The organism is Bradyrhizobium sp. YCK136 (assembly GCF_044570075.1).
Classification (GTDB): domain Bacteria; phylum Pseudomonadota; class Alphaproteobacteria; order Rhizobiales; family Xanthobacteraceae; genus Bradyrhizobium; species Bradyrhizobium diazoefficiens.
This window is the reverse complement of record NZ_CP172424.1, coordinates 962,732-975,462: the sequence shown is the minus strand read 5'-3', so window position 1 is coordinate 975,462 and position 12,731 is coordinate 962,732. Positions and strand designations below refer to the sequence as shown.

At 60.4% G+C, this 12,731-nt stretch carries 13 protein-coding genes and 1 pseudogene; 5 read left to right on the top strand and 9 right to left on the bottom strand.

The features are described 5' to 3' along the window. Positions 1 to 103 precede the first annotated feature (103 nt). The 4 genes from ACFLEY_RS04660 to ACFLEY_RS04645 form a co-directional block, all read right to left on the bottom strand. Positions 104 to 532, bottom strand: coding sequence for a hypothetical protein (locus ACFLEY_RS04660; RefSeq protein ID WP_396604541.1), 429 nt, complete (start codon positions 530 to 532; stop codon positions 104 to 106). A gap of 62 nt (positions 533 to 594) precedes the next feature. Continuing rightward, positions 595 to 1,362, bottom strand: a complete 768-nt coding sequence (gene istB / locus ACFLEY_RS04655; RefSeq protein WP_060912419.1) for an IS21-like element IS1631 family helper ATPase IstB — start codon at positions 1,360 to 1,362, stop codon at positions 595 to 597. Positions 1,363 to 1,366: 4 nt separating this feature from the next. Next, positions 1,367 to 3,124 carry an IS21-like element IS1631 family transposase gene (gene istA, locus ACFLEY_RS04650; protein ID WP_129557431.1) on the bottom strand — a complete coding sequence of 586 codons (1,758 nt, stop codon included), beginning with the start codon at positions 3,122 to 3,124 and terminating at the stop codon, positions 1,367 to 1,369. Positions 3,125 to 3,143: 19 nt separating this feature from the next. Continuing rightward, on the bottom strand, positions 3,144 to 3,365 hold the full coding sequence (locus tag ACFLEY_RS04645; protein ID WP_396604540.1) for a hypothetical protein: 222 nt from the start codon (positions 3,363 to 3,365) through the stop codon (positions 3,144 to 3,146). 984 nt (positions 3,366 to 4,349) lie between these two features. Between ACFLEY_RS04645 and ACFLEY_RS04640 the strand changes: the two genes are divergently transcribed. Both ACFLEY_RS04640 and ACFLEY_RS04635 read left to right on the top strand, forming a co-directional pair. After that, positions 4,350 to 5,693, top strand: a complete 1,344-nt coding sequence (locus tag ACFLEY_RS04640) for an IS1380-like element ISBdi2 family transposase (RefSeq protein WP_039183842.1) — start codon at positions 4,350 to 4,352, stop codon at positions 5,691 to 5,693. 965 nt (positions 5,694 to 6,658) lie between these two features. Then, positions 6,659 to 6,889 (top strand): hypothetical protein, encoded by a 231-nt coding sequence (locus ACFLEY_RS04635; RefSeq protein ID WP_014498624.1) that lies wholly within the window; start codon positions 6,659 to 6,661, stop codon positions 6,887 to 6,889. A 379-nt stretch (positions 6,890 to 7,268) separates the two neighbouring features. On the opposite strand, the gene ACFLEY_RS04630 is transcribed toward ACFLEY_RS04635, so the two are convergent. After that, complete coding sequence (locus ACFLEY_RS04630; protein ID WP_028182460.1) at positions 7,269 to 7,472, bottom strand: cold-shock protein; 204 nt, start codon at positions 7,470 to 7,472, stop codon at positions 7,269 to 7,271. A gap of 349 nt (positions 7,473 to 7,821) precedes the next feature. On the opposite strand from ACFLEY_RS04630, the gene ACFLEY_RS04625 reads away from it, so the two are divergent. Further along, entirely contained in the window at positions 7,822 to 8,019 is a 198-nt protein-coding gene (locus ACFLEY_RS04625) for a DUF3892 domain-containing protein (protein WP_129557470.1), read from the top strand. 461 nt (positions 8,020 to 8,480) lie between these two features. Here ACFLEY_RS04625 and ACFLEY_RS04620 read toward each other — a convergent pair whose 3' ends face one another. The 3 genes from ACFLEY_RS04620 to ACFLEY_RS04610 form a co-directional block, all read right to left on the bottom strand. Beyond that, positions 8,481 to 8,996: an HK97 family phage prohead protease gene (locus ACFLEY_RS04620; protein ID WP_396604539.1), complete on the bottom strand. Its 516-nt coding sequence runs from the start codon at positions 8,994 to 8,996 to the stop codon at positions 8,481 to 8,483. 170 nt (positions 8,997 to 9,166) lie between these two features. Continuing rightward, positions 9,167 to 9,742 carry a hypothetical protein gene (locus tag ACFLEY_RS04615; RefSeq protein WP_060908976.1) on the bottom strand — a complete coding sequence of 192 codons (576 nt, stop codon included), beginning with the start codon at positions 9,740 to 9,742 and terminating at the stop codon, positions 9,167 to 9,169. Continuing rightward, positions 9,742 to 10,101: a hypothetical protein gene (locus tag ACFLEY_RS04610; RefSeq protein WP_396604372.1), complete on the bottom strand. Its 360-nt coding sequence runs from the start codon at positions 10,099 to 10,101 to the stop codon at positions 9,742 to 9,744. Before ACFLEY_RS04610 ends, ACFLEY_RS04615 begins: the two co-directional genes overlap by 1 nt. 413 nt (positions 10,102 to 10,514) lie before the next feature. Here ACFLEY_RS04610 and ACFLEY_RS04605 point away from each other — a divergent pair, with 413 nt between their 5' ends. Both ACFLEY_RS04605 and tnpB read left to right on the top strand, forming a co-directional pair. Next, complete coding sequence (locus tag ACFLEY_RS04605; protein ID WP_026192391.1) at positions 10,515 to 10,913, top strand: transposase; 399 nt, start codon at positions 10,515 to 10,517, stop codon at positions 10,911 to 10,913. Beyond that, positions 10,910 to 11,137 (top strand): annotated as a pseudogene (gene tnpB / locus ACFLEY_RS04600) (IS66 family insertion sequence element accessory protein TnpB); the annotation flags it as partial. The gene ACFLEY_RS04605 and the pseudogene tnpB, both read left to right, overlap by 4 nt. On the opposite strand, the gene ACFLEY_RS04595 reads toward tnpB, so the two are convergent. After that, a complete protein-coding gene (locus ACFLEY_RS04595; RefSeq protein WP_396604958.1) occupies positions 11,081 to 12,637 on the bottom strand; it encodes a recombinase family protein in 1,557 nt (518 codons plus the stop codon). The pseudogene tnpB and the gene ACFLEY_RS04595 sit on opposite strands and share 57 nt — an antisense overlap. Positions 12,638 to 12,731: the final 94 nt, after the last annotated feature.

The window sequence follows — 12,731 nt, the reverse complement described above, 5'->3', positions numbered from 1 at the left end:
GTTGGCTTCACAACCGAATCCTACGCCGTATCAGCGCTTTACACCACGCTCGCCAGCCTCTCGGGCGCCTCTTACGAATAAGACAGGTTAGCTTGCTAATGGTCTACGGCTTGAAATGGATAATCGAGCGAAGGAACTCGGGCATCTCAGGGCGCGTGGGACACGCATACTCAGTCGGTGGGGCGCCATCCTTGAAACCCAAGCCATAGCGGAAGGCGATGACGAGGTGTGCGGCATAATTCGTTAGTTCTTCAGTGCTGAATACCTGGGCTTTGGTCAGAGATCGCTTTTTCGAGCGAAGGTGAAAGACGAAGTCGTCGCCTTCATACTCCCCAGCGATAGAGTGAACGACGTTATTTCTGACGTACTGGATGCCTTTTAGTATTGGCCTTAGTTCATCGAAAGCCTTCTGCGCTGGGGCCGGTAATTCGGAAAGCTTCGACAGCTGGTGAATCTTTTCCGCCCGCTGGTCTGCACTCAGGGTGAAAACGACTATTACTGCTTCATCATCGGTGAGGCCCCCGCGGGTCACTTCAAATTCCTCCGGGTGTGGTCAGTCAAATTCCTCCACCCGCGAGGCAGGACAAGGGACTGTTAGTTTGAGTTTGTTTCCCGGGCAAGAGCTTCAGCGGCTTCTTTGAGCCGATAGCTGCGTCCGTCGAACTCAAGCAGATGGCAATGATGCATAAGGCGATCGAGGATCGTCGTGCTCATAGTGTTGTCCCCAAGGTATGCCCCCCAATCCTGCACGACGCGATTGGAGGTGACGATGACGCTGCGGCGCAGTTTGTAACGCTGATGGATCAGGGTCTGCAGCAAAGTGCCGGCGTCGTCGGGGATGGCGCGTGCGAGGAATAGATCGTCCAGCACGAGGAGATCGCAGTCGATGATGGTTCGCAGCCGGACCTCGCGTTGTGCCGGAGAGTTCAGGGCGTAGTGGTGAAAGAAGTCGTCGGTCTCAAGATACTGGACCTTGTGGCTTTGCAGGATCGCCTGATAGGCAATCGCCTTGGCGATGTGCGACTTCCCGGTGCCAGGTTTGCCAACAAGCAGAGCGTTCTCGCCAGCGGCAATGAACGCCAGGGTGTGGAGCTGGAAGCAGGTCTGACGTGGCAGTTTGGGATTGAAGGACCAGTCGAACTCGGCGAGCGTCAGCTTTTCGTCGAGCCCGGATTGCTGGTATCGCCGCTCGATAAGACGGGACTGACGACGGTCCAGTTCATCCTGCAGGATAAGGGAGAAGGTCTCGAGGAAGGGCTGGTTGGCGCCCTGCGCCTGGAGCACGCGCGTCTGCAGCGTGTCGCGGACACCCGACAGGCGCAGCTGTCGTAGGCAACGCTCAATTTCCGGCATGGTCATCATGTGGCTAGGTCTCCAGTTTAAGGTGAGAAGGTGCAGCGGGAGCGCTCGTGGCGCCGGAGTTGGCCGGGGTTGCGCAGGCGACACGAGCGCGGATTGCCGTGGCGTGATCGTCGTGAGCCTCGGCCTGCCGACCATTGTCGTCGGCGTCGCGCCGCACAGCGCGGCTGAAGAGGTCGCCGTATTCCGCGGGGGTACGGATCAGCGGATGATCCTGGGTGAGCGGCGATGCCGGCTGTGGCGTCACTCCAACCTGCTCGATCGCCTGTTCGAACAACCGCTCGACGGTCGCACGCACGTGCTTGTAGCGGTAGATGCGGTTGTCGATGGCGTGCGCGCAGGCCTGCTCGACCAGCCGCGCCGGATACTTCCGGCCCAGCCCGACAATGCCCCACATCGCGCGCTGTCCGGGGCGCCCTTCGGTGTCGAACACCTGCTGGCACAAGGCCCTGGTCTGCGGTCCGATGCGCTCGGCGCTCGCCAGCAGCACGGCGGTTTGCCGCGACGGGTTGAACGGCCGTTCGCTGGTCGGCAGGACGACAGAACCGGGGTGCGCCATCCGGGAATGAACACGCAGCAGCGCACGGGTGTGGCGATCACGGATCTCGATCGTGGTGGTGTAGATGCGCACGACGACCTGGCTGCCGATCGGCGCGGGCCGCGCGGCGTAATAGCTGTTGTCGACGCGTACGGTGGTGTCGTCGCAGACAGTCCGGACGACTTCGGTGAAGATGCGGAAGGGAGCGACAGGCAGCGGCCGCAGGTGCGGCTTCTCTTCCTGGAACATCGCCTCGACCTGACGGCGCGTGCTGCCGTGGATGCGTTTGGAAGCCCAGTTCTCCTCCCAGTGCCTCAAGAACTCGTTTTGCGCCTCCAGCGTCTCGAAGCGCCGTCCGGCCAGCGCAGTGCCCTGGGTATGTTGAATCGCATTCTCGACGCATCCTTTCCGATTTGGATCGGCCACGCGCGCGGGATCGGCGACCACGGCGTAATGAGCCAGCATCGCGCTGTAAATCGGGTTGAGCTGGGGCTCGTACAAATCCGGCTTGAGGACGCCTTCCTTCAGGTTGTCGAGCACGACATAGCTGGGGACCCCGCCAAAATACCGGAACGCCTCTTCGTGGAGCTGCGCCCAGACTTGTTGGCTGGACTTCCAGACTACCCGCCGGAAGCTGCGCCGCGAGTAGCGTAGCGTCATCACGAACAGGCGGGGACGACGGTACCGCCCGCTCTTCGGATCAACCGTCGGCGCGCCCTCGCCATAGTCGACCTGAGCTTCCTCGCCGGGGAGGAACTCAAGACGATCAAACTGCTCAGGATCAGCGTGCCGCAACCGGCGCACAAACCGCTTGACACTCTGGTAGCTGGACGGAAAGCTAAATTGATCAACCAGGTCCTGGTAAATCGCCTGCGCGTTCCGCTTCAGCCGGACCTGTTCTTCGATCCACGTCCGATGCGCTTCGCAAGCCGAACGGGCCAGGCTGCTGGTGACCGTCGCTTCCGATGTCCCAAAAGCCGGTGGTCGGGGTGGAGGAATTTGGCCGTCCGCGCTCACCGAGCCGGTGGTCACTTCCCCGGGGGAATTTGCCTCCGCACCGGCCCGCAGCGCCTGATAACGCCGGATCGTCTTGCGATCGACACCCGTCAGCCGGTGAATCTCGCGCTGGCTGGTGTTGCGATCAAGTAATGTAAGTACGGTGCTTTGCAGATGTCGCTTCAAGACGTTCAACTCCCCGGCCCCTTGCTGGCTAAAGGGGTCGAACATAAACGTCCTGCCTGACCGGCTACTGCTGTTCAGCGGCGCTGACGGCGATCATCAGGTGGGGGAGTTTCAAGTGACCATACCCGGGGGATTTTGACCGACCCACGGGGGTGAGGCGAAGAATGACTTTCAGGCAATTTCCCAGGATGTGCTCGATGTGGGACCAGCGCAAAGCCAGGACGCCGAGCTTGGCGTACTCAGCATCCGTGAGGGCTGGCTCAAAATTATAGGGTGTGGGGATCATGACGTCGCCCTGTTAAGACGCGGGCTTAAGACCCCCACCTTCCGCGAGCTAACGCTTTTTCCTTCCGGCCGCCCTGCGCATCCCGACACGGAGCTTCAGGGCCGCCAGCGCGGCGGCGCTCGTCAAACGATTTGCGCTCGTTCCAATCGGCTACGGCGCGGAGACTCGCCGCACCGGCGCCAGTGGAGATGGCCTGCTGCAGATGCGAATTGTTTATTCCCTCGGCCCGTTTCGGCTTCCGGAAAGTGCGAGAAATTCTCGCACTTTCTCCAACGGCCATTTCTGCCTGCACCTGCTCCCAAATCTCCTTACGTCGCTTGATGTAAAACCTCTCGCACCTAGCCAACCACCGGACATTTACGGAGAGCGAAGCTGTCTCTTTCCGGTGGACAGCCTTTGGTTGCGATAGTAACTTGGTCGTTTTTCAGGATGTGAGATTTTCTTATGCGCGATTGGCAACTGCCGTTTTCTCGCGTGTGCTCGGATTGCACCTCAAAGCGCGAACGAAGATCCTACCGCCGATTACTGTCATGCGCTGCGATTTTGAGCGGTGCGTGATGCTGCTCTACATTTACACGGTCATAATGATCGAGTCGTGGCTCGATTTCTGGCTCACGTCAGCCCAACGTCTCGCCCCAGCATGCTGCCCGTGCTGGGGTCTCTCTTTCGGAGACTGACTTGGAGTCCTGGCAGCCTGTCGGTCGTGATTGAAGCAAGACAGTCCGTCACCCTTTCGCCAGCTATCGCGAGCGCACCCAGTGCCTTTTATGACTAACCCGCACACCGCAAGCAGCGCGGGCGCGCTGGCGAAAGTCTCACAGGCATGCCACCCGAACCGGTTGGCACACACGCGGCTCTCCTAGCCTGTCTTATTCGTAAGAGGCGCCCGAGAGGCTGGCGAGCGTGGTGTAAAGCGCTGATACGGCGTAGGATTCGGTTGTGAAGCCAACCCCATCACCTCCAACCGCGAACGCCACGCCCGCCATGACCGACGATACGATTCCGCCCTTCTCGTTTCCAGCCATTCACGCCAAGAAAGTCACAGCTGCCTTCGATGGTGGGCGCCTAACCTCGAACGGGGGCGTGATGCTTCTGGCGATGGCCGAGCGGCGTCTCGGCTTGGCCGACAATCTGGCCCGGGTGTTCCCGGATCGGCGCGATCCGACGCGGGTCGTGCACAGCCTGGTCGATATGTTCCGCGCGCGCATGTTCGCGATCTGCTGCGGCTACGAGGACGCCGACGACCTCGATCATCTGCGGTCCGATCCGGCATTCAAGCTGGCCTGCGGTCGCCTACCGGACACGGGCCGGGATCTGTGTTCCCAGCCGACGCTGTCGCGGCTGGAGAATGCTCCGCGCCTGCGCGACGTGATCCGACTGACCTACATTTTGGTCGACGCATGGATGGATAGCTACCCCCACGAGCCGGCATCCGTCACGCTCGACATCGATGATACCTGCGACGTCGTCCACGGCCATCAGCAGCTCTCGCTGTTCAACGCTCATTATGACGAACGCTGCTTTCTGCCGATCCACGTCTACGACACGGAGAAGAGCCGGCCCGTGGCCGTCGTGCTGCGGCCCGGCAAGACGCCGGGCGGCGTCGAGGTGCGTGCCCATCTGCGCCGCCTGGTACGGCATATCCGCACGCGATGGCACAACACGCGAATTACGTTCCGTGGCGACGGGCACTATGCCCGGCCGGAGGCCATGGCGTGGTGCGAGACCAACGGCATCGACTACATCTTCGGTCTGTCCGGCACCAAGCCTCTCGCCAGAAAAGTCGACGAGGTCGCCGACGACATCCGCACCCGACGCGCCATCGAGAACCTGCCGGTTCTGCGTGGCTATACCGAGACCCGCCACAAGGCAAAGTCCTGGGATCGCGAACGGCGCACCGTCGCCCGTATTGAGGCGACGATGCTCGGCCTCGACATCCGTTTCGTCGTCACCAGCCTCGATGTCGGCTCGGCCGAGTGGATCTACGACAGCCTGTATTGCGCGCGCGGCCAAGCAGAGAATCTGATCAAGCTGCATAAGACACAGCTCGCCTCCGACCGCACCAGCTGCCGTTCGGCGCTCGCCAACCAGGTCCGTCTCGTGCTCCATACGGCCGCTTATTGGCTGATGCTGACCGTGCGCGACGCCATTCCCAAAGCCCGGGAATTGGCCACTGCCGAGTTCGCGACGCTGCGTCTTCGTCTCTTGAAACTCGCTGCCCGTGTGGTCGAGACCACGAGCCGCATTCGCCTTGCGTTTGCCGCGGCATGTCCCGAAGCCGACCTGATCCGCGGCTTGCCCGGCGCGCTGCTCCCGCTCGGTCCGTAACCGACCGGGCCTGCGCCCGCTCACCCGCCCCACTCCTCCATCGCCTACAAAACAGCTTGATGTAGAACCCGGTGAGAAAAGGCCGGACGGTCACCCACGCCAGCCGCCAGCCCCCGTCAGACGTCAAGAACGACCGTGCTCTCGTGAATAGATCGGGCTAGAAGAGCGCGTATGCGTGCAGCGATCTTCCGCGCCTCCTTCGGCCCGAGGTTGGGTTTCAAGCTGTCGAGTATGCCTAGCACTGCCTGAGCCTCCTCGGCATTAAACGTCGCGACATGGCGATCTGCTTGGCTCAAAGACTGATCGGCCGCGCTGGCCTGATTGGCTGCAAACACCGCAAGCGCTTGAGACCGCAGGGACGTGATTTGCTGCTCGAATATGTGCATCCATTGGCCTGTAGCTACCCTGTGTGGTGACGTCGCAAGCGATGGTGGCCAGCCTTCGCCCCTTGGATTGGCAGGGCTGGCCACCTTTGCTCCCGAGGGGCCCAAAATTCCCCCCTGGTGCCACCAAGGAGTATCGCTGAGAAGGACTGGAAGCACCTACCAGCACCAGTGGGTTGTCGCGCCCCCGCGTGCATGCCATATCAAAGTGCTCGGCCTGCAAATGTTCGAGCTGGCTCCGCTCATAGGAGTAACCGCCGTGCCTAGGACCGAAGTGGTAGCGGCAATCCAAGCATTCACGGACTACGCCCGGAGGCCAAGCCATACACCGGCAGAAGACACGTACGCGCCACAGCGAACTGAAGAACAGCTGCCGTTTGGCGATCCCGGGTTGAAGTTATCTGCTCAAAAATGGACGCGGTGGCGGATTGCCCTCTTTCGACCTTATCCGAATTCGAGGCGCTCAGACGCGAGATGGGGACAGATTTTCCCGCAACGCACCCGCTTTACTAAACCGTGTAGCGGACGCATTTTTACGCTGCGGGTCGACGGATGCCGGCCCCTTAATCAGGACGGAGCCGGATGATGCCTAGCACATTCTCGCTGCACAAGATCGACGAAGCTATACGCGACCTCGAAGAAAAAGTTGCTCACGGTGCAGAAATCAGCCGCGAGGAGCTCGCGAGCGGCATTCTGCGGATTACGAAGCGTCTTCGAGATGAACTCGAAGCCGCGCTCAAGGTAATCGATAGCCTCAAGGATCACACCGGGCTCACGGTGGCAGCCGCGCGACCTAAACAGCGGGAACGTTAGCGGTCACGTGACTCGGCGCTTTGGGGTGGACCGATAAAGCGCTGTCCCTATCACGCGCCGCCAACTTCGCCCGGTCAGCCTCAAGGGAGGGAGAAGCTGACCGGGCAACGTATCCTCCGGACGAATGCCCTAGAGCAACTACCAGGATAGGGCGGTACTTGGCAATCAGTCTCGGATCGCAGGCAGCGCCGTCGCGAGTCGCCATCGGCAACTTACTACCAAGGAAGGTACAGCGCAACGAACAGTACCAAGAGGATTAGAGCGCACGCCCACGCGAACAATAGCGCCTTATCCATCGGCCGATTCCGATCGATCTCCTCGGCCGCCCGCAGCGGCGTACCACTGCGGCCTTTTTTCGTTGAACGCACGTTGCGGTCCTTCACCCGATTCGTAGATTTTCCGCCGAGTCTTTTCCGCGATTGTTCACGACGTCGAAGCTAACCTTAGCTCCCTCTGCGAGTGAGGTGAAACCAGCCTTCTCAACTGCCGAGATGTGAACAAAGACGTCCTTCCCACCAGAATCCGGTTGAATAAACCCGTACCCCTTCGTCGGGTTGAACCACTTCACCGTCCCCATTGCCACTTAACTTCTCCATTTTTAAAAAACCAAAGCTATTCCCGACTTTCGACAAAAGAAAGGCTGGCGGTAACCCCTCGCTTAGGAGTCACACTCCCGAATGATTAGGTCGTTTCAATTGTTCCGGTGATAACCACTCCGCGTCCCGACGCGATGATCTCTTCTGGGGAATGTCGTGGTGACTCCGCACCTCGTTGCGAGGCGCTACACGCTGAGGGACCAGGCCTCGCGTTCCGCGACTAACTGATTATTACGTTCCCGCTGTAGTTGCTTTCTATGAAATGCAGAACATCGGGAGGGGAAATGCCAGACGTACAGGTCACCTGCATCAACAAGCAGCCACGCGACAACTCGCATGAGGGGATTACGCACCTCGGAGGGGGCGGTTGGAAGTGGCCGAGATCGCAGGAACGGCACCAATACATTTTTCACGTTGGTCAGCGGTAAGCGCGCCGACGTTGGTGTCGTTAGCGGCCCGAATGGGAAATACGATCGAACTCACGCTGATGGCTACTACAACGATAACCTCCTAGCTCTGCCGGAGTGTCTGTGAGTTCTAGTCAAGCAAATCGTCCGCCTCCTCTGCCGTCGCCCAACTAATCTTGCTCGCATCGGCCGGTGTCGCGCCCATACTGCTTAGGCACAGCCTCAGTAGGCTGAGCGATTTTGTATCCGTCTCCGCGCCGCTTTGCAGGCGAGCGCGCAAGACTGATGCGATGGAGACAAGACAACGGTGCGATGCATTGAGCCACGGCAACTCGCTGGCGAATTCACGCCATGCAGTAGCCTGTTGCTCGTTTAGCCAAGTGGGTGGAGCGCCGATTATCGTTGCGTTTATAGCGACCAGCATTGATGATGTGCCGGCCTTCAACCAGCGCCTTGGCGGCCGGCTTTCTTGGTCGTGGCATTTTGCCCCTGGACGTCCGAATTGCAGATGCGTGAATTTTCGGGGGCCGCCGGTAGCTAGTGGCGGCAGTGGGAGGGATTGCGAACACCCCTCCCCGGCACTGCTGCTCAGGGCGTTAACGATATCCCTCGACGGCGCATCGCAGCCTCAATCCGCCGCTTTGCTGCAGCGCGGTTGTCGGAGCGCAGCCCTGCTGAGGTGGCCCTGCCGTATGCGCCCCAAAGAACCAAGCTAACTTCTTCATAAAGCCTGGCCTGAGTTATCAGCCGTCGAGGCAGGTCACCCGTATCGTCCCACTCTTCGATTTCAGGCGAAAATGAAACGGAAACCTCATTAACGGTGTCGGTCCCAACGATTGCAATCGCTTCCTGCCCGAGCGGAGATTCGGCGTTCGGAATGATCGAGTAGAAAAGCCCGACATTGTCGGAACGGAACTTGAGGGTGCCGTTGCCGACACGGGCCAGCGGCCGTGAGACGTCGTGCGCCCACAGCGCTGCCACGTCTGGGTCTTCCTGGAGGTGTGAGTCAAAAGCGCCGCGCGCGAAGCGCTCCTCGAAGGCACCCGCAATGATCGCGGGCTGATTCCACGAGATCGCGTAGCCGGTGATAGCTTGCTCACCCATTGCGAGAAGCCGCTTTCATTCGTCGCCCACGCTTGTCGATCTCAAGCTTTCGCGCAAAGTAAATCGCAGAGTCAGACCGCTCAACATGTCGCTTCTCGCCAGGCAACTTGACGAGGCGGCGACGTTTGGGGCGAGCGGAGTTTGCATCTGTCTTCTCAAGGGCGCGATTATCAAACATACCCCGCCTCCCTGGCTTCGCGCACAAATCGCGGAATCTGCCCGTCACGCGGGTCTCCGAGGAATCCAAGCGAGAGTGGGGTCAGCGACGTCCAGGCGACGTCCTCGGCCTCGAACTGGTTACGCAAATCATCATAATCCGCGCGTGCCGACGCCAGCACATCAAGAGCTTTCGCGACGGCAGCAACACGCCGCGCGTATTCCGGCTTGGCGATCTGACAGACAGCCTGGCTCGCCGGAGTTTTCGCATCGCTCAACCTACGTCCAACGATTTCAATAGCGATCTCGACGTCGGCCAGCTTTGCGCGAATATCCGTCGCCTGCTTGCCCAACATCGGGGCGCTGTCGGCCTCATCGCCCAACAATTCAGCTATGCGCGGCGAAACGCGCGGGCCTTTATCACCGGCCGCGTCGATCTGCTTCTGTACATCGCGCAATTCGCCGTTGAGTTTGGATTGCAGCGCGTGAAGATCGGCCCTCTTCTGTACCAGGGCGGCAAATTCCGGGCTTGCTTCCGCCAGTGACGGAATGCGGTATTCTGCCGTGTCTTTCTTCTTAAGCAATGCCATCAAAACAAATCCTTCATCAAATTCACGAACGCCTCACCCTTCACCAGGCCAGCGATGCGATGCGGTGCCTGTTGGTGAGAAGCGAGCGTGCCGGGCAACACGAAACGAATTACGATGCCTTCTGGCGTATGTACCGATAGCTCGCGCCAGCCGTGGACGAACTCAAAGCGGTGGCCGCGAACGTCCTCGACGGCGTCGGACGCCCCGCCGATAGCGATCTCGGATTTCACTTCCAGGTACTCCAGCGCCGATCGCGGGATAGAGTCCGGAGCATCGGCCGAGAGCATCGCACCGCCGGGAGTCATTGCGCTATAGGCGCGAGCATGGTCCACGGCTTCATGAAGTTTCGGCGCCGACATCAGCGTTGACAGTAGAGTGCAGACGTCGCGCTCCCTAGTTCTGGGGCAACGCCCGGCGCGCCAACGGGAAGCTGTCCGGCCTCCTGTAGCCGCCGGCTGATGCCGTTGGTGCGGCTTCGCGGAAAGCCGATATGTGTCTCGATTGCGTCGAGCACGCGATTGAGTGTGGCCGTGGTGGCCCTATCATCCTTTCAGGATTGGGAATTGCGATTGGTGGGCTAAATAAAAAGCCGACAGGCGGCCTCACGGCTCAAGGCCGGAAAAAAGGACGCCGGTTTAGGCCGGCGCCGAAGTGCGCGTCACGTCGAGATGTTCGTAAGCGGAGCTTTTCTCCCATTTGATTGACTGGTTTCGCTTCGGCTTTCGCTCTGCGATCCTTGGCTTGTCAGAGAGCCGAGAGGAGACTGAAGGCGATGGAACAATCGGGGGAGGAAGCCGAAGCTGATGGCTTTGTGGGGAAGCTTACGCGCCGGACGCGTTCTGGAGGCCGGTTATGGTCTGCGGAGATCAAGGGGCGCGCTGTTTTCGAGAGCATGAAGCCCGACGCCCGGGTATGTGATGTCGCACGGCGTTATGGTGTGAAGGCCCAGCAGTTGACGACGTGGCGCAGATTGGCGCGTGCTGGCCGGCTCGCATTGGTCACGGACGACGCGGCGGATTTCGTGTCGATCGAGCTGAGCGATCCAGTGGCGTCAGGCAAGAGCGAGGGGCCCGTCGAGATTACGATTGGCAAGGTTTCGGTCCGCCTGGATGCGGACGTGTCGGCGGTGCGGATCGCGGAGATCGTGACTGCGATCGAGCGCGGCGCATGATCATTCCGGCGCAGGGACTGCGGATTGTGCTTGCTGTGCGTCCTGTTGACTTCCGGTGCGGGCACGACGCGCTGGCCGGTCTTGTGCAAAACACGCTTGGGCTCGATCCGCATTCGGGCCTGATCGTGGTTTTTCGTTCGAAGCGCGCCGACCGGCTGAAGATTTTGCTATGGGACGGCACGGGCCTCGTTTTGGTCTACAAGCGCCTTGGCCGCGATGGTCGTTTCGAGTGGCCGCAGATCAGCGACGGCGTCATGCATCTGACGCGCGTGCAGTTGTTGATGCCCCTCCTTGTTAGGCTGACAGATTCTTAGATCAAGTTGCGCGATGACGTGGTTTCGAAGGTCTCCGATGGCGTGAAGAACGGATGGTGTATTCGGGAAGAGATAGGCGCCGCTGGGCTGGCGATCAATTAGCAAACGCTTGGTTCGGATCTGAACATAGAGCCAGTTTACTGGAATCTCGAGCCTTCGGGCCAGTTCGGGCGGGCTGAGGTATGAGTCGTCATGCTCCCATCGGCTGCGCTGGGCAGTTACCTTGATGGCGGCGGCACGACGGAGCCGCCCAACGGTGATAGGCAGCACCTTATCGGCGCAACGGGGAGAGCGGTGACCTTCCCGAGTAAGGATTGTGGCGATCTTGTCGTCTGGGACGCCGTCGCGAGCGAGCGTCAGAAGGCGTTCCCGCATCTCTGTGCCTCGCGTCAATCTGGTGACGGAGTTGACGCTCATCTTCACTTCGAGCTCCGTCACGGCGCCTCCCCGCCAGACGATCCTAGCCAGGGCCAAGTCGCGCTCACCGCGGTCGAGAACGACCTTTTCGATGAGACATCGCAACAACGCCTTGCGATGCGCATCCGAGATAGTCTCGTCACCCCATATCTGCGGGAGGCGGCCGGTGAGGCTGATGACCTTGTCGTTGAGCTCCTTGCTTATGGCCACTTGTGTGATGGCTTTGGGCGGCGTCTGTCGGGCAAGCGCCTCTTCGGCGGCGCGCACGTCGTTTAGCGCCGCTTCCCATCGACGCTCGAGTTCCGAGGCGACCAACCGATTATCTGGATCAGCTCGGTTGAACTGCCGTTCGGCGAGCGCCGCCGTGTATCGCTTGCGCTCGAGCTCTCGTTCTGCACTGGAGCGTAGCGCATTGTTCGTCTGCTGCTGCACCCGGCGGGAGCGCGACAAGGCATCGAGTTCGGCCGGCGCTAGTGCGGTTAGGAATGCGTCGCCAACGGCTGCATCGATATGGGCGGCGCGGATGTGTTGGCAGGTTGGCTGACCTTCCTGGGTACGCAGGTGATTGCATACATATTCGCCGCCGCCCTTGTAGCGGACGTACATCTTATGGCCACATCGTGCGCACCAGGCAATGCCGTGGAGCAGGAGCTCGCCATTGCGAGGCGCGCCGCGGGTTTTGATGCGCATGTATTCGGCTCGGTTATCTCTGATGACGGATCGGATTTTTTCATAAATTGGCCAGTCGATATAGGCTGGATATCGATCTTTAACGACGATCCGCCACTCCTCCATCGGCCGCGGAGCCTTTTGTGGCAGGGCCCCCTCCCGCTTCGGCGGCCGGAAGCGGGTTCGTCCATAGACAAAGGCGCCCGCGTATGCGGGGTTCTTCAAGATCGCCGCGACGGCAGCCAGCGTCGCGCGCGTCCAGCACAAATCGCCATATCGATCACGACGCGGCAGTTCCAGGTCACGCTCGTTCAACGCTCGCATGACCTTGGCAACGCTGCGCAGCTGCAGGAATAACTGGAAGACGAGACCGAGCCGCCCTTGCACGGCCATGTCGGGATCCTTAACGACCACACCG

Coding starts and splice junctions, on each gene's coding strand:
- ACFLEY_RS04610 (WP_396604372.1), bottom strand. CDS start 10,101: ATGTCGGCGCCGAAACTTCATGAAGCCGTGGACCATGCTCGCGCCTAT.
- ACFLEY_RS04595 (WP_396604958.1), bottom strand. CDS start 12,637: ATGCGAGCGTTGAACGAGCGTGACCTGGAACTGCCGCGTCGTGATCGA.
- ACFLEY_RS04615 (WP_060908976.1), bottom strand. CDS start 9,742: ATGGCATTGCTTAAGAAGAAAGACACGGCAGAATACCGCATTCCGTCA.
- ACFLEY_RS04645 (WP_396604540.1), bottom strand. CDS start 3,365: ATGATCCCCACACCCTATAATTTTGAGCCAGCCCTCACGGATGCTGAG.
- ACFLEY_RS04625 (WP_129557470.1), top strand. CDS start 7,822: ATGAGGGGATTACGCACCTCGGAGGGGGCGGTTGGAAGTGGCCGAGAT.
- ACFLEY_RS04640 (WP_039183842.1), top strand. CDS start 4,350: ATGACCGACGATACGATTCCGCCCTTCTCGTTTCCAGCCATTCACGCC.
- istA (WP_129557431.1), bottom strand. CDS start 3,124: ATGTTCGACCCCTTTAGCCAGCAAGGGGCCGGGGAGTTGAACGTCTTG.
- ACFLEY_RS04635 (WP_014498624.1), top strand. CDS start 6,659: ATGATGCCTAGCACATTCTCGCTGCACAAGATCGACGAAGCTATACGC.
- ACFLEY_RS04620 (WP_396604539.1), bottom strand. CDS start 8,996: ATGGGTGAGCAAGCTATCACCGGCTACGCGATCTCGTGGAATCAGCCC.
- istB (WP_060912419.1), bottom strand. CDS start 1,362: ATGATGACCATGCCGGAAATTGAGCGTTGCCTACGACAGCTGCGCCTG.
- ACFLEY_RS04605 (WP_026192391.1), top strand. CDS start 10,515: ATGGAACAATCGGGGGAGGAAGCCGAAGCTGATGGCTTTGTGGGGAAG.